Source organism: Umezawaea tangerina, assembly GCF_003002815.1.
In the GTDB taxonomy this organism is placed as follows: Bacteria; Actinomycetota; Actinomycetes; order Mycobacteriales; family Pseudonocardiaceae; genus Umezawaea; species Umezawaea tangerina.
On record NZ_PVTF01000009.1, the window covers coordinates 391,942 to 418,926 of the forward strand.

Consider the following 26,985-nt stretch of genomic DNA (forward strand, 5'->3'; position numbering starts at 1 on the left):
CGCTTCGCATCGCGTCGATTGGGCGGGCGGTGGGCGGTCCGCGCCGGGCGTGAGGTGGCGCTGTGTGGTGTCAGGTTGTTGTTGTTGTTGCGGTTAGTAGTGTGCCTAGGCCGTTGGCTAGTTGGGTGAAGCCCTGTTCGGCGGCTGCTACTGCGTGAGGGTAGAGGTCGTCGGAGCAGGTGCCGGCTACTACGCGTTCGCGGTTGTCGAGGGAGAGCATCCACATGACGGCCATGATTTGGGTGGCGGCGAGTTTGGCGGTGAGGGTGGGGAGGGCGGCGGTTTCGTGGAGGGCGGCGGCTAGGGCTTCTTCGCCGTTGACCTTGAATTTGAACATGCCTGCGACCAGGGACGGGGTTCCCAGGATCACGCGGTAGAGGACCAGGGCCGGTTCGAGGTCGGTGAGGCCGGTGATGGGGTCGCGGCGGGACAGGCCGTCGAGGTAGTGGGTGCGCAGGGCGGCCAGTGGGGGTTGGTCGGGTGGGCGGTTGCGGACTACGCGGCCTGCCTCGGTTTCGTGGTCGGCCATGCGGCTGATGACCAGGTCTTCCTTCGTGGGGAAGTAGCTGAAGAGGGTGCGGCGGGAGACCTCGGCGGCCTCGGCGACCTGGGTGATGGACACCTGGTCGTAGCCGTGTTCGGCGAACAAGGCCAAGGCCGTGTCGGAGATGGCCTGGTAGGTCCGCAGCTTCTTCCGCTCGCGCAAACCGGTCTGCTCGCTCACCGCACCAGACTAGCCGGCCTGTCTGCACTGGGGTATAACTTGCACTCAGTCTACTTATGCACTGAGAGGGAGTTATGGACGTCGTCGTGATCGGGGCGGGGCCGACGGGGCTGGTGTTGGCGCACGAGTTGGCGTTGGGTGGGGCCGAGGTCGTGGTGGTGGAGCGGTTGGCCGAGCGGGTGCGGCAGGTGAAGGGAGGGGCGATCCAGCCGCGCACGTCGGAGCTGCTGGACGCACGGGGGCTGCTGGAGGCGATCCAGGAGCGGGCGCTGGAGCGGACGAACGCGGGTGGGCACTTCGCGGGGCTGCCGGTGTCGTTGGACTGCGAGGGCTGGCAGACCCGGCACCCGTACCCGATCGCCGTCCCGCAGTGGGCGATCGAGGACGTGCTGGCCGAGGCGGCCGTGGCGCGCGGGGTCGCGATCATGCGGGACCACGCGGTGACGGCGGTGGAGCAGGACGACGACGGAGTGACCGTGACGGCGGGTGGGGTGGAGCTGCGGGCGGCGTACGCGGTGGCCTGCGACGGGGCGCACAGCGCTGTGCGGAAGCTGCTGGAGCTGCCGTTCCCCGGCAGGCCCGGCACCTACCGGGCGGTGCTGACCGACGTGCGGCTGACCGCCGTGTCCGAGCTGGTGCCGACCACGGCGGGCCACCTGAGCACGATGACCCGGCACGACAACGGGTACTTCGGGATGCTGGTGCCGGTCGGCGGGGACGAGTACCGGTTCACCTACGGCGCCACGAGCACCGAGGAGGAGGCGAAGGCGACGCCGGAAGGCGTGCAGCGCGCGTTGACCGCGGTCTACGGCGAGGGCACGGTGCTCGGCGAGGTGCTGAACTCGTCGTGGTTCAGCGACGCGACCCGGCAGCTGGAGCACTACCGGCACGGGCGGGTGCTGTTCGCGGGCGACTCGGCGCACATCCACCCGCCGTGGGGCGGGCAGGGGCTGAACCTCGGGGTGCAGGACGCGGTCAACCTGGGCTGGAAGCTCGCGGCGACGACCGCCGGGTGGGCGCCGGAGGGGCTGCTCGACACCTACCAGGTCGAACGCCACCCGAAGGCCGCGCGCGTGCTGCACCACACCTCGGCCCAGCGGCTGCTGGCCACCCCCAAGCCGGACGAGGACCTGGTGGCGTTGCGCGAGATCTTCACCGACCTCATCCGGCTGCCCGACGCCAACCACCACCTGGCCGGGATGATGTCGGGCCTGGACGCCGAGGGACGGGTGCCCGACCACGACCTGGTCACCGAGGACGGTCCCGTCCGGCTCGCCGAGCTGCTGCGCACCGGTCGCGGGCTGCTGCTGGACCCGACCGGCTCGCTCGACGTGCCCGAAGGCTGGGCGGACCGCGTGGACGTGGTGCGGGTGAAGTCCGCCGACGACCTCGGCCCGCTGCTGCTCCGACCGGACACCACGGTGTGCTGGTCCGGCGAGGGGTCGTTGGCCGACGCGCTCACGACAACGTTCGGCCGCGCGGCCTGAGCCGAGGGCCCCGGCGCGCCCGTCGCGAGGCCCCCGGATGTTGTCGGCGGTCGCGGTGGCGTCAGGACGCCACCGCGGCGCCGGTCGCGACCGGACGTCCGTTCGACACGATCTCATCACGGACGGATCCGGTCACCCCACGTCTTCGTCCACTACGGACATGAGACCCAAGAGACGCATCGCGGCCCTGCTGGTCAGCACCGCCGCCCTCGCCATGGCCGCCACCGCGTGCGGCCCGTCGGACACGTCCGGCACCCCCACGGGCGCGGCGGGCACCAAGGCACCGGCCGCCACGTCCGCCGCGGCCGAGGGCACGCCCGGCACGGGCTGTCCGCTCAGCGCGGCCGACCTGTCGAGCGCCACCGGGCTCAGCTTCGAGCTCGGCGACACCCGCCAGGACCACGAACTGGAGACCCAGCCGGGCGTGAAGGCCCTCGTCTGCGTCTTCATCTCCCCCAGCACCCCGCAGGACGCGGGCGACCCGCTCGTGCTCCGCGTCGACACCATCACCGGCGCCAACGCCGCCGCGGCCCGCACCCACTTCGAGAGCGACTGCACCGACAACGGCGGCACGCTCGGCGAGTCCGCCGTCGCCGACGGCAAGACGTGCACCCGCGGCGCCAACACCATCGAGGGCGACCTCGGAAAGGGTGGCCGCACGGTCGACGTCTACTTCGTCAACGCCACCACCGACACCGCCGCCGCGATGACCGAGAAGTTCGACAAGGTGCTCGCCGCGGTCTCCTGACGCGACCGGTCAGGCCCGCTCCAGGGCCCGGTCCAGCCGGGCGTCCGCGTCGGACCACACGGCTTCGGCCAGGTCGGCGTCGAGGACGAGCGCGTTGGGTGCCGCGGGAGTGGTGTGCGCGAAGTAGCGGCCCGCCACGGGGTCCGCGGTGGTGGCGAGGTGGACCAGCCGGTGGGCGGCGGTGCGCGGTGAGGCCAGGAACGGCCTGCCGAGCACCTTCGCGACCGCCCCGACCGCGCCGAGGTAGCGACCGAAGTCGGAGGCCACGATGCCGGGGTGGAAGTCGGCGACCGGCACGTCGGGATGGCGGGAGGCGTAGGCGCGGTGCAGCAGCAGCGCGGCGAGCTTGGCGCGCGCGTAGCGCTGGTGCGGACCGAGCCCGAGCGGGTTGTCGAGCTGCTCGCCGACGTTGCCCGCCTCCAGCGTCGCGCCCTTGTGGGACCTCGACGACGTGGACACGACCCGTCCACGCCCGGCGCGCAGGGCGGGCGTGAGCAGTGCGACCAGCAGCATCGGCGCGAGCGCGTTGACCTGGTAGTTGGGCTCGTGGCCGTCCGCGGTCGGCTCGGTCGACGGGAACGCGCCGCCCGCGTTGTCGGCCAGGACGTGGACGACGGGATGGGCCTCGCGCAGCTCCTCCGCGACGCGGCGCACGTCGGCCAGCACGGCGAAGTCGGCGAGGTGCGCGGTTCCCCCGACCTCCTCGGCGACGGCCCGCGTCCGCCGCGGGGAACGCCCGAGCACGACCACCTCGGCACCGCGGGCGGCGAAGAGGCGGGCGGCCTCGGCACCGGTGCCGGAGCTCGCGCCGGTCACCACCACCGTGCGCCCGGCGAGGTCGCGGCTCACGACCGCGCCGCCGGTCCGCTGACCACGACGGACCGCTTCGGGTGGGCGTCGGTGAGCGCGACGCGCAGCAGGACCTCCGCGAGGTCGGCCCGGCGGATCCGGTAGGCGGCGGGACGGGTGAGCGCGGCGGAGGCGGTGGCCAGCCCCGTGCGCGGACCGTCGACAAGGGCACCGAAGTGGCACACCGTCCAGTCCAGTGTGGACGACTCCAGGACCCGCACGGCTCGGGCGAGGTCGTCGAAGTCCTTGCGCAGCACCGTCTTGCCGAGCAGCCTGATGAGCGGTGGCGCGAGGGGCGCGGTCGCCGCGCTGCCGTAGCTGAGCATCACGACCGCGCGCGCCACCCCGGCGTCCGCCGCGGCGCCGACGAGCGTGCGGGCCGCGCGGGCGAGGATCTTCGGGTGGCGCCCGTCCCGCAGCGCGAGGGTGTTGCCCAGCGCCGAGATGACCGCGTCCTGCCCCTTGGCCGCCACGGCGAGCGCCGCCACGTCGTCGACCGGGTCGCCGACGACCGTGTCCAGCATCGGGTGCGCGGGCAGGACCGGCCGTCGGACGAACGCGGTGACGTGGTGGCCCGCCGCGAGCGCCTGGTCCACCACCTCCCGGCCGGTCGCCCCGGTCGCGCCCAGCACCAGGATCCGGCGCAGGCCGTCCGATCCGCTCCCGCGCGTCATGCCGACTCCCCGTCCGTGGGCTCTGTGAGACACCGCGTCTCACAGGGGGAGCCTGCCACCCGGCGATCTATGAGTCAAGTCGTCTCACAGTGGCGGACGTCCCGGCCGCGCGGTGGTGCGCGGCCGGGACGACGCTGCTACGGAACCCTCCACTGCTGGGCAGTGCTGGAGTTGCAGTCGTAGATCTGCAGTTGCGTCCCGTTGGCCGAGTTGCTGTTCGGGACGTCCAGGCAGCGACCGGACGGCGGGTTGACCAGCGACCCGTTCGCCTTCGGCCACCACTGCTGGGCGCCGGTGCCGTTGCAGTCCCAGAGCTGGATCTTGGCACCGTTCGACCGGCTGCTGCTGCTCACGTCCATGCACCGGCCCGCGGCGCGGACCGTGCCGTCCGACGCCAGGGTCCACTGCTGGGCGGCGGAGGTGTTGCAGTCCCACAGGCGCACGGGCGCGCCGTTGCCCGTGACGGCCGGGTCGGCGTCCGCGCACTTGGACGCCAGACCGCTGACGGCACCGGTGCGCGCGGGCGTCGGGCCGACGTCGAACGACGGCGGGGCGTCGGCCGCGGCCGTGCCCCACGAGGACGCCGACGTGCCCAGCGCGTAGTCGAGCGTGCCGCCGTTGGCGACGAACGTCGACGGCAGCCACGGCTTGGTCGACGCGGTTCCGTTGACGCGCAACGACTGCACGTACTTCGCCGAGTCGGACGCGCCCGCCGCGGTGATCGTGATGGTCTTGCCGTTGCCGCGGGTGATCGTGGTCTGCGGGAACTGCGGGCTCGCGAGCACCAGGTCGGCGCGGCCCGGCGCCTCCGGGTACATGCCGAGCGCGGCCCACACCGCCCACGACGACATCTCACCGAGGTCGTCGTTGCCCACCAGGCCTTCCGGGACCGGCGTGAAGATCGACGTCAGGGCGCGGCGCACCACGTCCTGCGTCTTCGCCGGGGCGCCCGCGTAGGCGTAGGCCCACGGGGTGTTCAGCGTCGGCTCGTTGCCCAGGTAGGCGTAGGGCTTCTTGGGGCCCGCGTTGAGCTCGGTGAAGAACGTGTCCAGCCGCGAGACCACGGTCGCGTTGCCGCCCATCGCGTCGAACAGGCCGCGGTGGTTGTAGGGCACGAGCCACGTGTACTGGGCGGCGTTGCCCTCGACGTACTCGTTCTCCTGGATGGGGTCGAACGCGGGCCAGCTCAGGTCGGTGTTGCGCGGCTTGAGGTACTTCTGCCCGGACTCGAAGATGTTGCGCCAGTTCTGCGCGCGCCGCAGGAAGTTCTCCGCCGTGGCCGTGTCGCCCAGTCGCGACGCGAGCTGGCTGATGGCGAAGTCGGCGCTGGTGTACTCCAGCGTCGTCGAGGCGGAACCCCAGACGTCCGGCAGGCCCGTCGGGACGTAGCCGTAGGTGTTGTACTGCAACCAGCCCGGCCGCTGCCGGACGTCGTTGACGCCCGCGACGATGCGCTGCAGGGCCTGCGCGGTGTCGAACGACGTGCCGCCGAACGCGTGCACCGTGGAGACGATGATCGCCATCGGGTCGCCGTTCATGACCCCCGTGCCGCCGTTGGCGACGGTCCAGCGGTCGAAGTAGCCGCCCTGCGCCGCCTGGTTCACGGCCGACTGCGCGATGTCGGAGGCTTCCTTGGGCGCCAGCAGGGAGATGAGCGCTATCTGGGAGCGGTAGACGTCCCAGCCGGAGTAGTTCGCGTACTGCACGGTCGACGTGGTGTGCACCTGGTTGTCGAACCCGGTGTACCGGCCGTTGACGTCGCTGTACACGTTGGGGTGCAACAGGGAGTGGTAGAGCGACGTGTACAGCGTGCGCAGCTGCGTCGTCGTGCCGCCGGTGACGTCGATCCGCCCCAGCCAGCCGTTCCACGCCGCCCGCGACTGGGCCTTCACCTCGTCGAACGACTTCGTGCCGGTCTCGCTCGCCAGGTTGGCCTTCGCGCCGTCGAGGTCGACGAACGAGATGCCGATGCGGGCCGTCACCGTGCTGGTGTTGAAGGAGACGAACGCCGCCGCCGCGAACGGCTGCACGTCCTGCTGCGTCACGCCGGGCGACGCGGGCAGGTTCTGCGTCTCGGCGGTCTTCGGCTCGGGCGGCAGCTGCTGCCCGCTCTTGCCCTCGACCGTCCGCCGCGACTCGTCGACCTTGCCCTGCTCGTCCACCACGCCCGCGGTGCTGAAGTTCTGGTCGAACGTCACCGTGAAGTGCAACCGGTACCGGTTGCCCGCCCCGCAGAACCCACCGCTGTCGGTGTACCCGGACAGGCTGTTCGTCCCGATCGTGATCGACCCGCTCGCCGCGTTGAACGCCTTCGCGGCGTCCACCGACAACGACGCCCGCTGCCCCGCCGGGTAGGTGAACCGCGCGACCCCCGACCGCTGGTTCGCCGTCAGCTCCGTCCGCAGCCCGTTGTCGAACGCCACCGAGTAGTAGCCCGGCTGCGCGATCTCGTTGGCGTGGTTGAACGTGTAGTAGCTCACCGGGCTCGTACCCAGCGTCGGCATGAACGGGATGTTCCCGAAGTCACTGCACCCCGGCCCCGACAGGTGCGTCAGGCTGAAGCCGCGGATGCGGTTGTCGTCGTAGTGGTAACCACCGTGCTGGTGCGTGACGGTGTCCGGACTCCACTGCAACATGCCGAACGGCGACACAGCACCGGGGAACGTGTTGCCCGCCCCACCACCATGCCCGAAGTCCGGCCCACCGGGCTTCGTACCGACGAACGCGTTGACGTACTGAGCCGGATCAGTCACCGCCTGAGCCGTACCGGCCGATATCGGGACCGCGACGGCCGCGAAGGTCACGGCCGCCAGGACCACGGAACGAAGACGCATGGTTCCTCCTGCAGGGACGAGGAAGATGACAACGTTGTCAGCGTGGATTCTCCCACCGACTTCCCTGGTCAGGAACCCGCTACGCGGCGCAACCTTCGTACACCCACCGTTGTCCAGCGGACAGAACAAGGGACACGACCACAAGCCAGAGCCGAGCAGCCCGACCCAACAAAACCCAAGGAGCACCCACAACCACAACAGACCCGAGGACCACGCCCACCCACAACGACACCGAGCACGCCCACCCACGACAGAACCCGAGGAGCACGCCCACCCACGACGCCAGCGAGCCCACCCGTCCGCCCGTGCGGCCGACTTGACTTGGGGTTTTTGGGCTTAAACTTGCGGCGGCGGGCAGGCTCTACCACCTGCCCTTTTTCGCCCGACGAAGCCCAAAAAAGGGGCCCCAAGTCAAGTCGGCCGCACCCGGAGACAGCTGTAGCGACACCCCGCTTAGATCCTCTGCGCGATACCCCGCCCTACCCCTCTGCGGCGATACCCCGCTTAGATCCTCCGCGACGACACCCCGCTCTGCCCCCTCCGCGACGACACCCCGCGCTTCGACACCCCGCGACAACACCCCGTCCTACCCCACGACAGCATCAACCACCCCACACACAACAAAGCGGGACACCCCCACCCGGAGATGCCCCGCAATGCCTCAAACCCTAAGCCTTGTCGTCGTTCGGCGGCAGGTTCACATCCTTCGTCGGCTTGGCCGGCCCACCCTTGGTGGACGTAGGCGCCTCCGACTTCGGATCCTCCGCCCCCGGCTCCTCCCCGGACGGCAGCATCGCGTCCAGAGCCGCCCCCACGATCCGCCGGAAAGCCCGACGCGGTCGGTCGCGTTCGAGGACCGCCACTTCCAGCTTGCCCCGGTCCAGCAGGTCCGGTTTACCGTTGCCGGTGCTCGTCGACCCCGCGCTCAGCCCGCGGACCGCCACGCTCACGGCGTCGGCCAGCGCCAGCCCGTCGGCGAACAGGTCCTTGAGCGCGGTCGTGGTGGCCTCGGCCTGGCCGCCCATGACCACGTACTGGGGCTCGTCGACGATGGAGCCGTCGTAGGTGAGCCGGTACATGGTGTCCTGCTCGGGCAGGCTGCCGACCTCCGCGACGCAGATCTCCACCTCAAGGGGCTTGATCTGCTCGGTGAAGATCGACCCCAGCGTCTGCGCGTACACGTTGGCCAGGGAGCGGCCGGTGACGTCGCGCGGGTCGTTCTGGTACCCGCGGATGTCGGCGAACCGGATCCCGGCCTGGCGCAGGTTCTCGAACTCGCTGTACCGGCCGACGGCCGCGAAGCCGATGCGGTCGTAGATCTCCGAGACCTTGTGCAGCGTGCTCGACGGGTTCTCGGCCACGAACAGGATCCCGTCGGCGTACCTGAGCACGACGACGCTGCGGCCCCTGGCAATACCCTTCCTGGCGTACTCCGAGCGGTCGCGCAGGATCTGCTCGGGTGAGGCGTACAACGGCATCGTCACTGGCGCGGCTCCTGACCTCGGCGAATGGGGGTGAACACGGCTAGACCCTGCGGCCTTCGACGACGGCCTCGGCGACCGCGGCCGTGCGCTCCTCGGACAGCGGGACGGCGCCCTCGGCCGCGGTGATCGTGACGATCACCGGGTAGATGCGCCGGACGGTGTCGGGGCCGCCGGTGGCGGTGTCGTCGTCCGCCGCGTCGTAGAGCGCCTCGACGGCGGCACGGGCGGCGCCGTCGGCGTCGGCGTCCGGGTCGTAGAGCTTCTTCAGCGCGGACTTGGCGAACAGCGAGCCCGAGCCCACGGCCTGGTAGCCCTGGTTCTCCTCGTAGCGGCCGCCGGTGACGTCGTAGGACACGATCCGGCCCGCGCGATCGGGGTCCGGGGCCTCGGTGTCGAAGCCCGCGAACAGCGGCACCACCGCGAGGCCCGCCATGGCCGCGTCCAGGTTGCCCCTGATCATCGCGGCCAGGCGGTTGGCCTTGCCGTCGATCGAGAGCGAGACGCCCTCGATCTTCTCGTAGTGCCGGAGCTCGACCGCGAAGAGGCGCACGATCTCGATCGCGATGCCCGCGGTGCCCGCGATGCCGACCGCGGAGTAGTCGTCGGTGACGAACACCTTCTTCATGTCCCGCTGGGCGATCACGTTGCCCATGGTCGCCCGCCGGTCGCCCGCGATCAGGACGCCGCCCTTGAAGGTGACGGCCACGATCGTGGTCCCGTGCGGGGCCTGGACGTGGCTGCCCTCGGGCAGCTTGCGCCCCGACGGGAGCAGCTCGGGCGCCTGGGCGCGGAGGAAGTCGGTGAACGACGATGACCCCGGCGTCAAGTACGCCGGGGGCAACGACGCGGACGGGTACCGCCCGGACGAGCTGTTTTCCATGTGTGGCTTCGTCTCCTGTCCCCGAGTCGGCTGGTGGGCGGTGCGTACCGCCTACTCGCCGCCCTTTTGCACGTATGCCCGCACGAAGTCCTCGGCGTTCTCCTCGAGAACGTCGTCGATCTCGTCCAGGATCGCGTCGACGTCCTCGCCGAGCTTCTCGCGTCGTTCCTGACCGGCCGCCGCGGCGTCGCCGCCATCGCCGTCGCCGTCACCGCCGCCTTGCCGCTGAACCTGTTCCTGTGCCATCTCAGCCTCCCGCGTCGACCCGAGTGAAGGGGTCTCCCACAACATTACCCAGCAGGACCGACAATTAGTGCCTGCCACACGGGTTCGATGATCAGCCCCTCGTCAGGGCGTCCACCAGTTGTTCGGCCGTCTCGGCGGCCTCCAGGAGCGCTCCCACGTGGGCTTTCGTCCCCCGGAGGGGTTCGAGGGTGGGGATCCGGACGAGCGACTCCCGACCGAGGTCGAAGATCACGGAGTCCCACGAGGCGGCCGCCACGGACTGCGGGTAGCGCTCCAGGCACCGGCCGCGGAAGTACGCGCGGGTGTCCTCGGGCGGCGACTTGATGGCCGCGAGGACCTCCTCCTCGCTGACCAGGCGCTTCATCGAGCCGCGCGCGACCAGCCGGTTGTAGAGGCCCTTGTCCAGCCGGACGTCGGAGTACTGCAGGTCGACGAGCTTGAGCCGGGGCGCGCCCCAGGCCAGGCCGTCGCGGGAGCGGTAGCCCTCCAGCAGCCGCAGCTTGGCCACCCAGTCGAGGCGGTCCGCGCACTCCTGCGGGTCGCGGCGCAGCGCGTCGAGCACCTCGCCCCAGATCCGCACGACGTCGCGGTCGGCGGCGTGGTCGCCGGAGGTGTCCTCCTCGAGGAACCGCACGGCCCGCTCGTGGTAGGCGGACTGGATGTCCAGGCCGGTCATCTTCCGGCCGCCGGACAGCTCCACCTGCACCTTCAGCGTCGGGTCGTGGCTGATCTGGTGCACGGCGCGGACCGGGTCGAGCAGCCGCAGGTCGTCGAAGCGCCTGCCGGCCTCGATCATGTCCAGCACGATCGAGGCGGTGCCGACCTTGAGGTAGGTGGAGTACTCGGCGAGGTTCGCGTCGCCGATGATGCAGTGCAGCCTGCGGTACTTGTCCGCGTCGGCGTGGGGCTCGTCGCGGGTGTTGATGATGCCGCGCTTGAGCGTGGTCTCCAGGCCGACCTCGACCTCGATGTAGTCCGAGCGCTGGGAGAGCTGGAAGCCCTCCTCGTCGCCGGTCGGACCGATGCCGACCCGGCCGGAGCCGGTGACGACCTGGCGCGACGCGAAGAACGGGGTGAGGCCCGCGATCACCGCGGTGAACGGGGTGCTGCGGGCCATCAGGTAGTTCTCGTGGGTGCCGTAGCTGGCGCCCTTGCCGTCCACGTTGTTCTTGTACAGCTGCAGCCGGGGCTGGCCGGGCACGCTGGCCGCCTTGATGGCCGCCTGCTCCATGATCCGCTCGCCCGCCTTGTCCCAGATCACCGCGTCGCGCGCGTTGGTGACCTCGGGCGCGGAGTACTCCGGGTGGGCGTGGTCGACGTAGAGCCGGGCGCCGTTGGTGAGGATGACGTTGGCCGCGCCGAGGTCCTCGACGTCGGTGTCGATCGGGTGGTTGCCCGGCACGCCGAGGTCGAACCCGCGCGCGTCGCGCAGGGGCGACTCCACCTCGTAGTCCCACCGGGCCCTGCGGGCGCGCGGGATGTCGGCGGCCGCCGCGTAGGCCAGCACCACTTGTGTCGAGGTCAGCACCGGGTTCGCCGTCGCATCCCCCGGCACCGAGATGCCGTACTCGACTTCGGTTCCCATGATCCGCCTCATGGGGGCAGCCTACGGCGTCCGCCCCTGCTCGGGGCTATATGGCGTTGCCAATACTCTGCGTTCGCCACGGACGAAAGGACCCCCGTTGAGCACTGTCGAGGTGCCCCTGCTCGTCGTCGGAGGCGGGATCGGCGGGCTCGCCACCGCCCTGGCCGCGGCCCGGCGGGGGCTGCCGGTGCGCGTGCTGGAGCGGTCGGCGGCGTTCGGCGAGATCGGCGCGGGCCTCCAGATGGGCCCGAACGCGAGCCGCGCGCTCGACGCGCTGGGCGTGCTGGACGACGTCCTGCCGCTGGCCGTGCGGCCCGCGGCGGGCGTGCTCAGGGACGCGGTGAGCGGGCGCGTGCTGACCAGGCTCGACCTGGGCGGGGCCTTCCGCGACCGGTACGGCCACCCCTACCTCGTGATGCACCGCGGCGACCTCCTCGACGTGCTGCTCGACCACTGCCGCGCGCACGACCTGGTCACCCTGGAGGCGGGCCGGGAGGTCGTCTCCTCCGAGGTGCGGGCCGACGGCGCCGAGGTGCGCTGCGCGGACGGGTCGACCTACCGGGCGCGCACGCTGGTGGCCGCCGACGGGCTGGGGTCCGGGCTGCGCGGGCACCTGAGCGACGACGAGCCGGTGTGCAGCGGGTACGCCGCCTACCGGGGCACCGCGCCGCGCGAGGGCGACGGGCCGGACGAGGTCGTGCTCTGGATCGGGCCCGGCCTGCACCTGGTGCGCTACCCGGTCCGGGCGGGCGCGCTGGTCAACCAGGTCGCGGTGTTCCGCAGTCCCCGGTTCCACGCCGGTGAGGCCGAGTGGGGCGGCGTGGACGAGCTGGAGGCCGCCTTCGCGGGCACCTGCGAGCCGGTCCGCGACGCCGTGGCGCGGGTGGGCCGCGACCGGCACTGGGCGATGCACGACCGGGAGCCGCTGGACTCGTGGGTCACCGGCAGGCTCGTCCTGGTCGGCGACGCCGCGCACCCGATGCTCCAGTACCTCGGCCAGGGCGCCTGCCAGGCGCTGGAGGACGCGGTGGAACTGGGCGCGCGGCTGCACGAGGACTCGGGCACCGCACTGGAGGCGTTCCAGCGTGCCCGGCGGCCCAAGGCCGTGCGCTGCCAGACGTCCGCACGGCCGTGGGGCGACCTGTGGCACACGGCGGACCCGCTGCTGATCGGCGTGCGCGACCGGATGTTCGCGCTGCGCGCCGACGACGACTACACCGAGCTGGACTGGCTCTACGCGGGGCCCGGAGACCCCGCGTAGGCCGTCAGACCAGCCGGTAGGCGTCGAGGATCGTCTGCTCGACGGTGTCGCCCCCGCGATCGGCCGCGGTGGCCCGCAGCGACACCGACACGGCGTCGCGGGGGTGGTGCACGACGACCAGCGACCGGCCGAGCACCGGCGCCCGCCGCCAGGTCCGGCCGCCGTCGTAGGACACCTCCGCGGTCAAGGACCGGGGCGCGGGCCCCTGCACGGCGACCGGGATCGCGAACGCCCGGCCCGCGCGGGCCGCGGTGGTGTCCGGGTCGAACCGGACGGCCATGAGCGGCAGGGCGGTCGTCCGGTCGGTGCGACCCGACCGGAACGTCCACGTCGCCGACACCGCCGTGCTGGTGGTCGCCCCCGCCCGGCGGGCCGAGGTGGTCAGCCGGTACTCCCCCGGCTCTGCGGGCAGCGCGAAGTCGGCCGCACCGGTGCCCGACGCCTCGCCGACCGGCACCCCGTCGCGGACGACCGTCGTGGACCGCGGGTCCACGGTGGAGAAGCCCGCGTTGCCATCCCGGTCGCCGAACAACGGCACGTCCACGTGCAGCGCGTCACCGGTCCGGGTGACCCACTGCCCCGCGTCGCGGGTCGGCGGGAACGCCGGGCCGAGCACGCCCCGGCCGACGTGCTCGGCATAGGTCCGCCCGGCCCGGTACCGCTTCACCGGACCGCGCTGCTCGAACGTCGTCGTGGAGCCGTCCGCGGCGATCTCGCGGGTGTCGGTCCGCCACGACGTGCCCTCGGTGCTGAGGTACTCGTCGCGCGGACCGGTCACCGGCAGCGGCAGCCCGTGGTCGGCGACCGCGGCCCCGGTCGTGGGGAACGGCTTCACCAACCGCCTGCCCGGCCCGACCTCCGCCCGCACGTGCGCCAGGTCGGCCTTCGCGGGCGCGCGGGTGAACCCGGTCGGCCACGCGCCGTCCTGGTGCCAGGCCAGCCCGTAGAAGTCGCCGTTGTCGGCGGCCCACTGGGTGCTGACCAGCGACCGGAACTCCTCGTCGGCCGGGGCGGGCGGGCCGACGTTCGCCACCCGCATCCGGTTCAGGCTGGCGTCGCCACCGGACATGGACCCCTTGCCCACCACGGCACCCGTGCCGAGCCGGTGGTCGTAGTGGACGGCCGCGCCGCGCACGAACGCGGTCGGGTCGGGCGCGGTGATCCGGATCGGCTGGGCGGTGCCGAAGTCGAGGTCGAGGGTGGTGTCGCGGTCCAGCACCAGCGACGGCCGGACGAGCCAGTCGAACGTCGGCCCACCCGCGGTGCTGTCGACCAGGTAGCGCCCCTTGGGCAGCCGGACGGTCACGCTGCCGTCCGGCTCGTAGGGCTGGATCGCGTCGCCGGTCGCGTAGCTGATGACCGTGGTGCTGTAGTTGCCCGACGGCGCGCCGGGCCGCTGCACGTGGTGGAGCGTCAGGTCGTAGCTCTCCGCCTCCCGGACGATCGCCAGCGGCGTGCGCACGCTCGTGCCGGCGCCGGTCGCGACCACCGCGCCGTGGTAGGTGCCGTCGGCGGTGTCCAGGCCGGTGAACCCGGTGACGGACGCGGTCGCCTCGCCGCCCGCGGGCACGGTCAGCCGCGCGGGCGCGAGGGTGAACATCCCGGTGGGCGCGGCGGCGTCCACGGCGAGGTCCAGCACGACGTCGGTCGGGCCGGAGTTGCGGTAGGACAAGGACCTCGTCACAGGCTGGTCGTCGTCGTGCGGGTAGACGTGCGTGCCGAGGGAGACCGACGACGGGACCGTGCCGACGGTCTGGGTGATCGCGCGGGCCACGTCGACCCGGCCGGAGCCCTGCTCGAACGGGGTCAGGCCCGCGGTGGGCTTCGCGGACGCGGTGAGCGCCGACTTCAGTTGACCACCGGTCCAGTCCGGGTGCTCGCCCGCCAGGATCGCGGCGGCACCGGCGACGTGCGGGGTGGCCATCGAGGTGCCGGACGCCGACACGTAGCCGGGCTCGACGGGTGTGCCGATCCGGCCGTTGGCGGCCTTCGCGGCGACGATCCCGACGCCCGGCGCGGTGAGGTCCGGCTTGATCACGCCGTCGCCGACCCGCGGACCGCGGCTGGAGAAGGGCGCCAGCGAGTCGTCCCGGTCGACGGCCCCGACGGTGAGGGCCGCGTCCGCGCTGCCGGGCGAGCCGATCGTGGTCACCCGCGGCCCCTCGTTGCCCGCGGCCACCACGAACAGCGTGCCGTAGCGCGCGGACAGCGCGTTCACGGCTTCCTCGACCGGGTCCTCGGTGTCGGAGTCGACCGCGCCCAGGCTCATGTTGACCACCCGCGCGCCCTGCTCGGCGGCCCACTGCATGCCTTGCAGCACACCGGACTCCGTGCCGCCGCCGTTGTCGCCGAGCACTTTCGCGTCGAGCAGCCGCGCGCCGGGCGCCACGCCCCGGTACCTCGTCCCGTTGCTCGCGATGGTGGACGCGACGTGGGTGCCGTGGCCGTAGCGGTCGACGTTGTCGGCGGCCGGGCTGAAGTTGCGCTCGGCGATCTCCTGCCCCACCAGGTCCGGGTGCGTCTCGTCGACACCGGTGTCCAGCACCGCGACCTTCACGCCCGCGCCGGTGAGACCCGCCTCCCACGCCGCCGGGGCGCCGATCTGCCGCACGCTGCGGTCGAGCGAGGCCTTGACCCGCCCGTCCAGCCACACCTTCCGCGCGCCGCCGTCGAGGATCGCCCGCCACGCCGAGCCGTCCGTCGCGGCGGCCACCGCGCTGGCGTCGATGACCGGCAGCTCCGCGGTCGTGCCCGCCATCGCGGTCCGGACCGCGCCGGGCCGGTGGCCGACGATCACCGGGACCGGCCGCCCCCGCACGCCGTACCCGGCCTCGGCCAGCGCGGTGACGTCGAAGAGCCGCTCGTCCAGCCCGCCGTCGCGGATCGGCCCGAGCGCGTCCTCCGGCACCACGTACCGGTGCCCCTTCCGCTCGTACACCGAGAACACGAGCGCCTCGCGTCCCGGTGCGGGCTCGACCCCGCCGCCGTCGACCACCCGGTCGCCGGTGATGAGCGTGATCTCCTGGTCGGACAACGGGGTCGCGCCCGCCACGGCTACCTGCGCCGTGGCGAGCGCGACCAGTGCGGCGACCGCGAGGGCGCCAACCTTCCCCACTGGGTTCACTTGATCCAGAGTGGTCTGGACAAGTGGGCGTGGGAAGGGTCGTTCGGGTGAACGTCACCCCGAGGCGAGCCCCGCCGCCGGGCGGATCCGCGAGGCGCCGCGGGCCGGGCCGAACGCCGACAGCACCGCCAGCACGACGACGGCGAGCCCGCCGAGCCCCAGCGAGAGCCAGTCGGCGCTGGGGAACGTGGACACCCCGACCGCGGCGATCGTCAGCTGGGCGTACCCGAGGCCGAGCAGACCACCGCCGAGCACGCCGACCAGCGCGAGCAGCACCGCCTCGGCCACGACCCCGTGCTGCAGGCCGCCCTTGGTAACGCCGAGCGCACGGCGCAGCGCCAGCTCCTTGCGGCGTTCCTGCACCGAGATCGTGAGCGTGGTGCCGATCCCGGTCACCGCGACCGCGACGGACAGGCCGAGCAGGACCATCAGCATCACGATCGCGAGGTCGAGGTAGTGCTGGTTCTCGGCCGAGTCGCTCGCGCTGGTGGACACCGCCACCGTCGGTTCGGCGGCCAGCCCGGCCAGCACGGCGGCGCGGTAGGCGCCGACGTCCGCGCCCGGCTTGAGCGCCACGACGACGCTGCTCGCCGGCCCGATCGAGGGATCGGCGACCACGACGCCCTCGTAGGACAGGAGGCCGCTCGGGACCGTGCCCACGACCTTCACCGTGCGCGCCCCACCGGGAAGGCCGTCCAGCGTGACGGCCTGCCCCACCGAGGTCCCCCACGACCACATGGCCCCCTCGGACATCAGCGCGGTGCCCTCGCGGAGGTCGGCCAGCCCGGTCGCGCCCTCGTTCTCGGCGTTGAGCCACGTCGCGAGCCGCTGGGGGTCCGCGCCCAGCGCGACGTAGGTGTCGCCGTCGGCGCGCTTGCCCTCGGCGCGGTGCAGCACGGCGCTGCCCGCGACCTCGGGGCGGTTCGCGACGCGGTCGACCTCGTCGGTCAACGGGCGTTCGCCGACGTCGGAGATCTGCACGTCGGGCCGGGAGCCCTGGGACAGCTCGCTTTCCAGGTTCCGGACGGTGCCGACGGTGACGGCGAAGAAGGTGACCATCGCGGCGGCGAGCACGAGCGGCATGGCGACCGACGCCGAGCGGTGGGGTACCCGGCGCACCTCGGCCGCGGCCAGCTTCCAGTTCGCGCCGCCGACCTTCGCGGCGACCGAGCCGAACAGCATGCTGATCGCGGGCACCACCACCGGGCCCAGCACCCCGAACAGCGCGGCGACCGCGATGATCGCCGAGAACAGCACCGCGAACATCGCGCCGGTCGTGCCCTTGGCGGCCAGCGCCGCCATGACCAGCCCGCCCGCGACGACCACCAGGAACAGCCCGAACACCATCCGCCAGCGGGCCACCGAACTGCTCGGCGTCGCACCCTCGGACGTGCGCAGCGCGGCCAGCGGCGAGACCCGCGTGGCGGCCAGCGACGGCCGGACGGCGGCGAACGCGCTGAGGAGCGCGGCGACGACCGCACCGACGACCGCGTACCCGGTCGAGGGCAGCAGCTCCGGGGTGAGCGAGGACGTGCCGAACATCGCGGACACCCCGGTCACGTCGAAGATCCGCGACAGCCCGAGCGCGACGGGTCCGCCGACCAGCGCGCCGAGCGCGCCCGCCACCGCGCCGGTGAGCAACGCCTCCAGGAGGTTGGCCAGCACCAGCGGTTTGCGGGTGGCGCCGAGGCAGCGCAGCAGCGCGGTCTGGCGCTGGCGCTGGAGGTACACCGCGCGGAACGTGGCGGCCGCGACGAAGGACGCGGTGGCCAGCGCGAGGATCGCGAACATGATGAGCACCGTGGACAGCGCCTCCCCGTTGCTGCCGCCGAGTCCGCTGCGCGCGCTCTCGCTCACCCCGCTCACCAGCAGCCCCGGCCCGGCCGCCGCGGCGACGGCCGCCTGCTCACCGCCGACGACGTGCAGCTCGGACACCTCCGGCTTCGGGTCGAGCTTGGCCGCCAGCGCCTCGCCCACCACGACGGCCGGCTGGTCGCCCGTGGAGCCGCGCTTGGTGATCCCCCGGACCACCACGTCGAGCGGCTTGCCCTGCGCGTCGGCGACCTTCACCGTCGCACCCGGCGCGAGGTGGTACTGGTCCGCGGTGACCCGGTCGACCGCGATCTCCCCGTCGCTCGCGGGCGACCGACCCTCGCCGATCGGGACGCGGCGCAGTCCCTCCCGGTCCACCTCGACGTCGCCGACCCCGCGCCTGGTGCCCGCGCGACCGTTGTCCAGCAACAGGTCCACGCCGATCCGGCGGACCGGCACGACCCGTTCCACGCCGGGCACGGCCGCGATCCGGTCCGCGGCGGCCTGGTCGAGCACGGGTCGGACGGGGAGGTCGAGCATCGGGTCCTGGTCGAGGCCGACCTGGAGGGTCACCGCCGACGGCACGACCGGCATGCCCTCGTCGGCCGCCTTGACCAGCGCGTCGCTCAGCACGAGCGAGGCGATCAGGCACGCGACACCGACGATCAGGGCGACACCCGGCAGCAGCGCGCGGCCGGGTCGGTGGCGGAACTCCGCTAGCGCGAGTCCGATCGTTGTGGGCAAGGCTCCTCCTCGTGACGGTGTGCGTTCCGACCGTAGGAACCACCGGCGTCGCCGTGCGTCGGTCCGTGGTAGCAATGGGCGGTACGACCACAGGAGGACAACCGGTGACATCGTCGTTGGAGCTGGTCGCCGTCTTCGCCGAGGACGGCACCCCGTTGCCGGGCAGGCCGAGGGGCGACGTGCGGGCCGAAGGGCTGTGGCACGCCTGCGCGTCGATCCTGGTGCGGTCGCCGGACGGGCGGCGCGTGTACGTCCACCGGCGCACCGACACCAAGGACGTCTACCCCGGCCTCCACGACTGCTGGGCGGGCGGGGTGCTGGCCGACGGCGAGGACCCGGACGCCTGCGCGGAACGGGAGCTGGCCGAGGAGCTGGGAGTCCGCGGGGTGCCGTTGACCCGGTCGTTCAGCACCCGGTTCGTCGACCCGCCGATCCGCTACTTCGCGCACGTCTACGAGGTGCGCACCGACGGCCCGTTCGTGCACCAGCCGGAGGAGGTCGCCTCCGGCGGCTGGATGGACCTCGACGAGCTGCGGGTGCGGGTGGACGACCCGGAGTGGGCGGTCGTGCCGGACGGCCGCGCCCTGTTCCTGGAGTGGCTCGCGCGCGGGGAGGGCTGACCGGTCAGGCCTGGGCGAGCAGTCCCGCGGCCGCGGCCGCGAGCCGGGTGGTGACCTCGGTGGCGCGCTCGACGCTGATGGTCTCCATCCGCAACGTGATCGCCAGGTCGTCCTTGGCCAGCACGGTGGTGCACGCGCCGCGACCGCCGGGCAGCGCCTCGCACCACGCCACCGCGTCGTCCACTCCGGACAGTTGCAGCGCGGTCTCCGGGCACGTCAACGCCTTGCGCGCGGCGTCGACGACGACCTCGGCCTCCGGGTAGCCGGTGACCCGCTGCTCCAGCTTGCTCGCGCCGCTCTGGCTGCGGGTCGAGACCCGGTAGCCGTCGGGGGCCCGGCCGGGCACGGTGAGCGGCTTGCCGCACACCGTCTCCGCGACCGAGGGCGCGGCGGCGGCCGACTCGCGGACGTCCAGCCCGTCCTCGGTCAGCGCGGGCTGCGGCAGGGCGAGGGCGGCCAGCTCGGCGGCGGGCCTGGCCTTGGCGCTCGGACCGGAGCTCGGGCTCGGGCTGGTGCTGGTCGGCGTCGCGGGCGCGGCCTTGGCGGTCGCGCCCGCCGACGTGCTCGTGGTGGTCGGGCCCGTGGTCTCGTCGAGGGCGAAGCCCCGGCGCAGCGGGCGCTGCTCGACCGAACAGCCGGTGATCATCAGGGTGGTCGCGACCACGACCGCGACGTGCGCGCGACGCAAGGCTGTCCTCCAAGCTCGGTGATCTCCCAGAACTTAGTGGCTCGCGTCGCGCGCGGGTCGCACGGGGTCGGCTCAGGCGTCGCGGCGGACCAGCACCAGCGCACCGGCCCCGAGCGCCACGACCAGGTAGGCGATCATGACCGCGAGCGCCTGCGCCGGGGTCAGCTGGCCGGTGAGCTGCCCGGAGAACTGCGGCCCCAGGTAGAGGGGCGTCACCGAGACCACCCGGTTGTTCCAGGGCGCGGGCAACAGCACGGCCACCACCGGGACGACGAACATCAGCACGCACAACGTGACCAGCGCACCCGCCGTCGACCTCAGCAGCACCCCGAAACCCAGTCCCACCAGTGCGATCACCAGCGCGGCGAGCCCGTTCGCGAACAGCGCGGGCAGCGCCTCGGAGAACGGGTCGCCCGAGATGGGCGCGGGCCGGTCACCGGTCACCACCTTGCCGATGGCGTAGGCGGCGAACGACACCGCGGTGCCCAGCGCCAGCGCGCCGACGCCGACGACCACCACCTTGGCGACCAGCAGCACCAGCCTCCGCGGCGCGGCGACGAGGACAGTGCGGATCATCCCGTTGCCGTACTCCGACGTGGCCACGAGCGCCCCGAGCACACCGAACGCGAACTGCGCGAACGGCATGACGACGACGCTCGGGTCGGCGGAGGCGAAGGCCGCCTGGACGTCGGGGGTGGACCGGTCCCACTCGGCGGTCATCAGGTAGGAGATCAGCGTGCCGAGGGCGAGCACGCCCACGACGCTCAGCAGCAGGTACCAGGTGGACCGCACGGTGCGGACCTTCAGCCATTCCGAGGCCGTCACGTCGATCACCGGGCCACCTCCGCGGTGCGGAACTCCACGCTGTCCTCGGTCAGCTCCAGGTAGGCGTCCTCCAGGGTCGCGCTGCGCGGGGTCAGCTCGTGCACCGCGATGCCGTGCCGGGCGGCCAGGTCCGCGATGTCCGCGGCCTCCAGCGACCGCACGACCAGCGCGCCGTCGTCCACGGACACCGACGCGCCCGCGTTCTCCAGCACCGACCGCAGCCCGGCGACGTCGGGCGTGCGCACCAGCACGTCGCGCTTGAACCGGTCGGCCAGGTCGCGCATCGACGACTCCAGGATCAGCCGCCCGCGCCCGACCACGATGATCCGGTCGGCGGTGAGCGCCATCTCGCTCATCAGGTGGCTGGACACCAGCACGGTCCGCCCCTCGGCGGCCAGTCCCCTCATCAGGCCCCTGATCCACCGGATGCCCTCCGGGTCGAGCCCGTTGACCGGCTCGTCGAACAGCAGCACCCCCGGATCGCCGAGCAGGGCCGCCGCGACCCCCAGCCGCTGCTTCATGCCCAGCGACAGCGCGGACACCCGCCGCTTGGCGGCACCGGCCAGGCCGACCTGCTCCAGCACCTCGACCACCCGCTTGAGGCCGATGCCGTTGCTGCGGGCCAGGCACCGCAGGTGGTTCACGGCGGAACGGCCACCGTGCACGGCGTTGGCGTCGAGCAGCGCGCCGACCTCGAACATCGGCCGCTTGATCCCCGCGTACCGCCTGCCGTTGACCAGCGCCTCGCCGGACGTGGGGGCGTCGAGCCCCAGCACCGCCCGCATGGTCGTCGACTTCCCGGCGCCGTTGGGGCCCAGGAACCCCGCCACGTAGCCGGGTTTCACCTCGAAGGAGAGTCCGTCGACCGCCCGGACCGCGCCGTAGCGCTTGGTGAGCTCGCGTACTTCGATCATGCCGAGAACCTTGGCGCGATCGGCGCCGCCGCGGATCGGCCCAGCGACCACGACCGGGGTCGGACCACGGTCCGATCCCCTCCGGCCGGTCCGTCGCTACGGTCGACCGGTGACTGCACCTCCCCGCCTGGTCAAGTGGCTGCCGGTCGCCTACTCGGTCGCCGTGGACGTGGCCGCCGCCGTCGCCGCGACGCTCCTCTACCTCACCTTCGTCGAGATCACCCACGGTCCGGTGCCGTTCGGCTACGTGCTGGCCTTCCTGATCGGCGTTCCCCTGGCGGTGCGGCGCAAGTGGCCGCTGGCCGTCTACGCGGTCGTGGTGCTCGCCCAGAACACCGCGACCCTGCTGCACATCACGCTGGAGGTGTACACGCCGACGCTGTTCGCCCTGTACCTGGTCGCGGTCGCCCTGCCCCGCCGCCGGTCAACGCCGGCGCTGGCGTGCGGCGCGGTGCTGACGGCGGTCGCCGTCGCCATCTCCGAACCGTGGCCGGACGACTTCGGCATCACCCTGACGGTGTGGTTCCTGATGGGCGCGACCTGGACGTTGGGGTGGACCACGCGGGTCCGACGGGAGTACGCGGCGAAGGCCGCGGCCGAGGAGGCCGAGCACGCGCTGACCGAGGAGCGGCTGCGGATCGCGCGGGAGCTGCACGACATCGTCGCCCACAGCCTGACGATGATCGCGGTGAAGGCCGGGATCGCCAACCACGTGGCCGAGGAGCAGCCCGCCGAGGCCAGGGACGCCCTCCGGGTCATCGAGACCACGAGCCGGGCCACCTTGGTGGAGATGCGGCACCTGCTGGGGGTGCTGAGGTCGTCGGAGGGGCCGGAGCTCTCGCCCGTGCCGGGTCTGGGAGACCTGCCGGCGCTGGTGGAGCGGGCGGGGATGGCCGGAGTGCCGGTGTCGCTGACCATTACGGGTGCGCCGGGACTGCCGGACGGGGTGGGGCTGACGGTGTACCGGATCGTGCAGGAGTCGGTGACGAACGTGGTGAAGCACGCCGCACCCGCGCGGTGCTCGGTCTCGATAGCCGTCTCGGACGCGCGGGTCGTGGTCGAGGTGTCGGACGACGGCGCCGGTGAACGGGTGCTCGCCGGTGGCGGCGGGCACGGGTTGGCGGGGATGAGGGAGCGGGTGGCGATGTACGGGGGCGAGTTCCGGGCCGGACCGGGACGCGACGGCGGGTTCCGGGTGGTCGCCGAGGTGCCGTTCGGATGATCAGCGTCTTGGTGGTGGACGACCAGGCCCTGCTCCGGGGCAGCTTCCGGCTGCTGGTGGACTCCGCGCCGGACCTCCAGGTGGTCGGCGAGGCGGGCAACGGTCGTGAAGCGGTCGAGCTCGTGCGGACCACGGGGCCGGACGTCGTGCTGATGGACATCCGGATGCCGGAGATGGACGGGATCGAGGCGACCAGGCGGATCGCCGCCGAGTCGAAAGTGCTGATCCTGACGACGTTCGACCTGGACGCGTACGTGTACGCGGCGCTGCGGGCCGGGGCGAGCGGGTTCCTGCTCAAGGACACGCCACCGGTGGAACTGCTGGCGGGGGTTCGGACGATCGCCGCCGGGGAGGGGCTGCTGGCGCCGACGGTGACGCGGCGGTTGATCGAGGAGTTCGGGAGGAGGCCGGAGAGGCGGGTCAGTCGGGGGCTGGAAGGGGTTACGGAGAGGGAGAGGGAGGTGCTGGTGCTGATCGCGAAGGGGTTGTCGAACGCGGAGATCATGGGGGCGTTGCATGTGAGTGCGGGGACGGTGAAGACGCATGTGGGGAGGTTGTTGGGGAAGTTGCAGGCGCGGGATCGGGCGCAGTTGGTGATTGCGGCTTATGAGGCGGGGGTGGTGGATGTGTAGGTCTGCGGGGGTGGGGCGGGCGGGGGTTGGGCGGGGGTTGGGGGAAAGAGGGAAGCCCGGCCCCCGGTGCGCGATTGTCTCAATGCCTCACCCCTGTTTGTCAAGACGATGAAGCTGTCTTGACAAACAGGGGTGAGGCAGGAGGGCGCTGTTTATCGGGGGCGGGAGGGGGTCTGGCTTCGCCAGGATCAGGGCATCCTCGCTGCGCGTCGGACAAGGCATCAGGCTTCGCCTGACAAGGCCCCTGGCGCTCCGCGCCGGATGGGGGTGGCGGCTGACGCCCGGCGGATGATCCTCGCTGCGCGTTGGACAAAGCATCGAGCTTCGCCTGACAAAGCATCGGCTGGCGCCGACAAGGCCCCAGGCGCTCCGCGCCGGTTGGGGGTGGCGGGCTGCGCCCATCGGGGGCATCCTCGGCTCCGCCATCGGACACCGCATCCTCGCTGCGCGTTGGACACTGCATCCTCGCTACGCGTCGGACAAGGCGGGCGGGCGCTCCGCGCCGGTTGGGGGTGGCGAGCTCCGCCCAACGGGGGCATCCTCGCTGCGCGTTGGACACTGCATCCTCGCTACGCGTCGGACAAGGCGGGCGGGCGCTCCGCGCCGGATGCGCGCTGGCGGGCTCCGCCCAACGGGGGCATCCTCGGCTCCGCCATCGGACACCGCATCCTCGCTGCGCGTTGGACCAGGCATCAGGCTTCGCCTGACAAAGCATCCGGGCTGCGCCGGACAGGGCGACAGGGGGCGAGGCGGGTACAGGGGGTGTAGATGCGGAAAGCCCGCCTGTGGTGGCAGGCGGGCTTTCCGGTGTCGTGGTTGTTACAGGTATTGGCCGGTGTTGGTGGCCGTGTCGATGGCGCGGCCGGAGTCCGTGCTCTTGCCGGTGACGAGGGTGCGGATGTAGACGATCCGTTCACCCTTCTTGCCGGAGATGCGGGCCCAGTCGTCCGGGTTGGTGGTGTTGGGGAGGTCTTCGTTCTCGGCGAACTCGTCGACGATCGCGGCCAGGAGGTGGCGGACCGAGAGGCCGGGCTGCTTGGTGTCGAGCAGGGCCTTGATGGCTGCCTTCTTGGCGCGGTCGACGATGTTCTGGATCATGGCGCCGGAGTTGAAGTCCCGGAAGTACAGGACCTCCTTGTCACCGTTGGCGTAGGTGACCTCCAGGAACCGGTTCTCCTCCGACTCCTCGTACATGCGCTCGACCGTGTGCTGCACCATGCCCTCGATGCAGGCCTGCGGGTCACCGCCGAACTCGGCGAGGTCGTCCGCGTGGATCGGCAGGTCGGGCGTCAGGTACTTGTTGAAGATGTCCATGGCGCCCTCGGCGTCCGGACGTTCGATCTTGATCTTCACGTCGAGCCTGCCGGGTCGCAGGATCGCGGGGTCGATCATGTCCTCGCGGTTGGAGGCGCCGATGACGATGACGTTCTCGAGGCCCTCGACGCCGTCGATCTCCGACAGCAGCTGGGGCACGATGGTCGTCTCGACGTCGGACGACACGCCCGAGCCGCGGGTGCGGAAGATCGAGTCCATCTCGTCGAAGAACACGATGACCGGGGTGCCCTCGGAGGCCTTCTCGCGAGCCCGCTGGAAGATCAGGCGGATGCTCCGCTCGGTCTCGCCGACGAACTTGTTGAGCAGCTCCGGGCCCTTGATGTTGAGGAAGTAGGACTTGGCCTGCTTCCCCGTCTCACCGCGGGCCTCGAGCACCTTCTTGGCCAGCGAGTTCGCCACGGCCTTGGCGATGAGCGTCTTGCCGCAGCCGGGAGGGCCGTACAGCAGGACGCCCTTCGGCGGCCGGAGCTTGTACTCGCGGAACAGGTCGGCGTGCAGGAACGGCATCTCCACGGCGTCGCGGATCTGCTCGATCTGCCTGCCGAGGCCACCGATGTCGGTGTAGAGGACGTCCGGGACCTCCTCGAGCACGAGGTCCTCGACCTCGGCCTTGGGGACCCGCTCGTAGGCGAAGCCCGCCTTCGAGTCGACCAGCAGCGAGTCGCCCACCTTCAACGGCGAGTCGATCAGCGGCTGGGCCAGCCACACGACCCGCTCCTCGTCGGCGTGGCCGACGACGAGCGCGCGCTGGACAGAGTTCTCCGGCTCGACGCCGTCGAGGATCTCGCGCAACGTGCAGACCTCACCGGTCTGCTCGAAGCTGCCTCCCTCGACGACCGTGAGTGCCTCGTTCAGGCGCACCGACTGCCCGCGCACCAGGGTGGGGGACTCCACCGCAGGCGAGACGGACACCCGCATGCGACGGCCTGAGGTGAACACGTCCACCGTGCCGTCTTCGAACTGCTCGAGGAATACGCCGTAGCCGCTGGGCGGTTGGGCCAGGCGGTCGACCTCCTCGCGCAGGGCCAGCAGTTGGCCTCGTGCCTCTCGGAGGGTGTCAATGAGCTTCGTGTTGCGCTCGGTCAATTGGCTGACGCGCTCGGATGCCTCGGCCAATCGCTGCTCCAGCAGGCGGACGTGTCGCGGGGACTCCGTCAGCTTGCGGCGCAGCAGCGCGATCTCGTCCTCGAGGAACCTGACCTGCGCTGTCAGCTCATCTGAGTTGTTGCCCGTGTTCAGCTCGCCACCCTCATCGGGTTGGCTGCCGGGATGACCGTGCTGCATGTCGGCACCCTCCTCCCGTGTTCGTATCAGCAACGGTACCGGCGATCACCGACAAAAGCGGCTATCCCCAAGGTCATCGAGAGTCGTGTGGCGTCACCAACGACCCTCCCAAGGGGATGGACTGCTCCATCTCGGTGTCAAGTGGAACCACCCACCCGCTACCGTGCGTCCTGTACGTCGTCCACCGGCGTGTGTCCGGGAAGTGTCCACGCCACCAGCGGCAAGTTCTAGGAGAACGTGATGTCCGTCCCGCCGCAGCAGCCCGGTCCGTACGGCCAGCAGCCGGATCCACATGGCCAACAGCCTGGGCAATTCGGTCAGCAGCCGGGGTTCGGACAGCAACCGGGCGGGTATCCTCCGCCGCCCGGCGGTGTCCCACAGGGTGGACAACCGCCCGGTTACGGCCCCCCTTCCGGGGGTTTTCCCCAGCAGCCGCCGCAGGGACAGCCCGGTTACGGCCAGCAGCCTTACGGCCAGCAGGGCCAGTACGGCCAGCCCCCATACGGCCAACCGGGTGGTTTCGGCCAACCCGGCCCGCAGGGGCAGCCCTACGGGCCCCCGAAGAAGAAAAACCCGCTCGTGTGGGTCTTCGCGGGCGTCGGCGTCCTCGTGGTCGCGGCCATCGTGGTCGTCGTCGTCACGATGACCGGCGGCTCCGCCAAGGGCACCGCGGACCAGCTCGCGGCCGAGCTCAACAAGGGCAAGGACGCGAACGTCAGCACCATCCAGTCCTTCACCTGCAAGAAGGACCGGGACAAGGCCGCCGACATCAAGGTGAACGACCCCGGCTCGCAGGGCGAGGAGTTCAAGGACGTCAAGGTCACGTTCACCGTGGGCGAGGTGGCCGAGACCGGCGACTCCGCGACGGCCAAGCTCAGCCTGAAGGTCGAGAACGTGCCCGACAAGTACAAGGACTTCATCAAGGACGACTCGGTCACCCTCAAGATGATCAAGGAAGACGGCGACTGGAAGATCTGCGACACCTTCTGACCCCGCCCCACGTCGTCGAACGG

General features: G+C 71.9%; 21 protein-coding genes. 7 read left to right on the top strand and 14 right to left on the bottom strand.

Annotated features, from left to right (window positions below; all coding sequences use genetic code 11):
* Positions 1-70 precede the first annotated feature (70 nt).
* Positions 71-724: a TetR/AcrR family transcriptional regulator gene (locus CLV43_RS29930; RefSeq protein ID WP_106191174.1), complete on the bottom strand. Its 654-nt coding sequence runs from the start codon at positions 722-724 to the stop codon at positions 71-73.
* A gap of 74 nt (positions 725-798) precedes the next feature.
* On the opposite strand from CLV43_RS29930, the gene CLV43_RS29935 reads away from it, so the two are divergent.
* Positions 799-2,211: an FAD-dependent monooxygenase gene (locus CLV43_RS29935; protein WP_106191175.1), complete on the top strand. Its 1,413-nt coding sequence runs from the start codon at positions 799-801 to the stop codon at positions 2,209-2,211.
* Between the two features lie 160 nt (positions 2,212-2,371).
* Entirely contained in the window at positions 2,372-2,959 is a 588-nt protein-coding gene (locus CLV43_RS29940) for a hypothetical protein (RefSeq protein ID WP_106191177.1), read from the top strand.
* Between the two features lie 9 nt (positions 2,960-2,968).
* Here the strand turns inward: CLV43_RS29940 and CLV43_RS29945 are convergent, their stop codons facing one another.
* From CLV43_RS29945 to dop, 7 genes are all read right to left on the bottom strand, one after another.
* Positions 2,969-3,808 carry an SDR family NAD(P)-dependent oxidoreductase gene (locus CLV43_RS29945; RefSeq protein WP_106191178.1) on the bottom strand — a complete coding sequence of 280 codons (840 nt, stop codon included), beginning with the start codon at positions 3,806-3,808 and terminating at the stop codon, positions 2,969-2,971.
* Positions 3,805-4,482 (bottom strand): NAD(P)-dependent oxidoreductase, encoded by a 678-nt coding sequence (locus CLV43_RS29950; RefSeq protein ID WP_106191180.1) that lies wholly within the window; start codon positions 4,480-4,482, stop codon positions 3,805-3,807. Before CLV43_RS29950 ends, CLV43_RS29945 begins: the two co-directional genes overlap by 4 nt.
* Before the next feature lie 137 nt (positions 4,483-4,619).
* Positions 4,620-7,316, bottom strand: a complete 2,697-nt coding sequence (locus CLV43_RS29955) for a lectin (RefSeq protein WP_106191181.1) — start codon at positions 7,314-7,316, stop codon at positions 4,620-4,622.
* Positions 7,317-7,984: 668 nt separating this feature from the next.
* A complete protein-coding gene (prcA, locus tag CLV43_RS29960) occupies positions 7,985-8,800 on the bottom strand; it encodes a proteasome subunit alpha (RefSeq protein WP_106191183.1) in 816 nt (271 codons plus the stop codon).
* Positions 8,801-8,840: 40 nt separating this feature from the next.
* Positions 8,841-9,680: a proteasome subunit beta gene (gene prcB, locus CLV43_RS29965; protein WP_106191185.1), complete on the bottom strand. Its 840-nt coding sequence runs from the start codon at positions 9,678-9,680 to the stop codon at positions 8,841-8,843.
* A gap of 51 nt (positions 9,681-9,731) precedes the next feature.
* Positions 9,732-9,926, bottom strand: a complete 195-nt coding sequence (locus CLV43_RS29970; RefSeq protein WP_106191430.1) for a ubiquitin-like protein Pup — start codon at positions 9,924-9,926, stop codon at positions 9,732-9,734.
* A gap of 91 nt (positions 9,927-10,017) precedes the next feature.
* A complete protein-coding gene (gene dop, locus CLV43_RS29975) occupies positions 10,018-11,523 on the bottom strand; it encodes a depupylase/deamidase Dop (RefSeq protein WP_106191187.1) in 1,506 nt (501 codons plus the stop codon).
* A gap of 85 nt (positions 11,524-11,608) precedes the next feature.
* On the opposite strand from dop, the gene CLV43_RS29980 reads away from it, so the two are divergent.
* A complete protein-coding gene (locus CLV43_RS29980) occupies positions 11,609-12,772 on the top strand; it encodes an FAD-dependent monooxygenase (RefSeq protein WP_245887085.1) in 1,164 nt (387 codons plus the stop codon).
* Between the two features lie 4 nt (positions 12,773-12,776).
* Here CLV43_RS29980 and CLV43_RS29985 read toward each other — a convergent pair whose 3' ends face one another.
* Positions 12,777-15,896 (bottom strand): S8 family serine peptidase, encoded by a 3,120-nt coding sequence (locus CLV43_RS29985; protein ID WP_146174960.1) that lies wholly within the window; start codon positions 15,894-15,896, stop codon positions 12,777-12,779.
* A gap of 54 nt (positions 15,897-15,950) precedes the next feature.
* Complete coding sequence (locus tag CLV43_RS29990) at positions 15,951-18,452, bottom strand: FtsX-like permease family protein (protein ID WP_106191190.1); 2,502 nt, start codon at positions 18,450-18,452, stop codon at positions 15,951-15,953.
* Between the two features lie 104 nt (positions 18,453-18,556).
* Between CLV43_RS29990 and CLV43_RS29995 the strand changes: the two genes are divergently transcribed.
* A complete protein-coding gene (locus CLV43_RS29995; protein ID WP_245887086.1) occupies positions 18,557-19,072 on the top strand; it encodes an NUDIX hydrolase in 516 nt (171 codons plus the stop codon).
* 4 nt (positions 19,073-19,076) lie between these two features.
* On the opposite strand, the gene CLV43_RS47990 is transcribed toward CLV43_RS29995, so the two are convergent.
* From CLV43_RS47990 to CLV43_RS30010, 3 genes are all read right to left on the bottom strand, one after another.
* On the bottom strand, positions 19,077-19,760 hold the full coding sequence (locus CLV43_RS47990) for a hypothetical protein (RefSeq protein ID WP_106191193.1): 684 nt from the start codon (positions 19,758-19,760) through the stop codon (positions 19,077-19,079).
* Between the two features lie 72 nt (positions 19,761-19,832).
* Positions 19,833-20,594, bottom strand: a complete 762-nt coding sequence (locus tag CLV43_RS30005; RefSeq protein ID WP_106191195.1) for an ABC transporter permease — start codon at positions 20,592-20,594, stop codon at positions 19,833-19,835.
* Positions 20,591-21,499 (bottom strand): ATP-binding cassette domain-containing protein, encoded by a 909-nt coding sequence (locus CLV43_RS30010; protein ID WP_106191434.1) that lies wholly within the window; start codon positions 21,497-21,499, stop codon positions 20,591-20,593. The genes CLV43_RS30005 and CLV43_RS30010 overlap by 4 nt, the downstream gene beginning before the upstream one ends.
* A gap of 109 nt (positions 21,500-21,608) precedes the next feature.
* Between CLV43_RS30010 and CLV43_RS30015 the strand changes: the two genes are divergently transcribed.
* Together CLV43_RS30015 and CLV43_RS30020 are read left to right on the top strand one after the other, a co-directional pair.
* Positions 21,609-22,721 carry a sensor histidine kinase gene (locus CLV43_RS30015; protein ID WP_245887087.1) on the top strand — a complete coding sequence of 371 codons (1,113 nt, stop codon included), beginning with the start codon at positions 21,609-21,611 and terminating at the stop codon, positions 22,719-22,721.
* Positions 22,718-23,353: a response regulator gene (locus CLV43_RS30020; protein WP_106191199.1), complete on the top strand. Its 636-nt coding sequence runs from the start codon at positions 22,718-22,720 to the stop codon at positions 23,351-23,353. The genes CLV43_RS30015 and CLV43_RS30020 overlap by 4 nt, the downstream gene beginning before the upstream one ends.
* Positions 23,354-24,172: 819 nt before the next feature.
* Here the strand turns inward: CLV43_RS30020 and arc are convergent.
* Positions 24,173-25,972, bottom strand: a complete 1,800-nt coding sequence (gene arc, locus CLV43_RS30025) for a proteasome ATPase (RefSeq protein WP_106191201.1) — start codon at positions 25,970-25,972, stop codon at positions 24,173-24,175.
* Between the two features lie 579 nt (positions 25,973-26,551).
* Between arc and CLV43_RS30030 the strand changes: the two genes are divergently transcribed.
* Positions 26,552-26,962, top strand: a complete 411-nt coding sequence (locus tag CLV43_RS30030) for an Rv0361 family membrane protein (protein ID WP_106191203.1) — start codon at positions 26,552-26,554, stop codon at positions 26,960-26,962.
* Positions 26,963-26,985 lie beyond the last annotated feature (23 nt).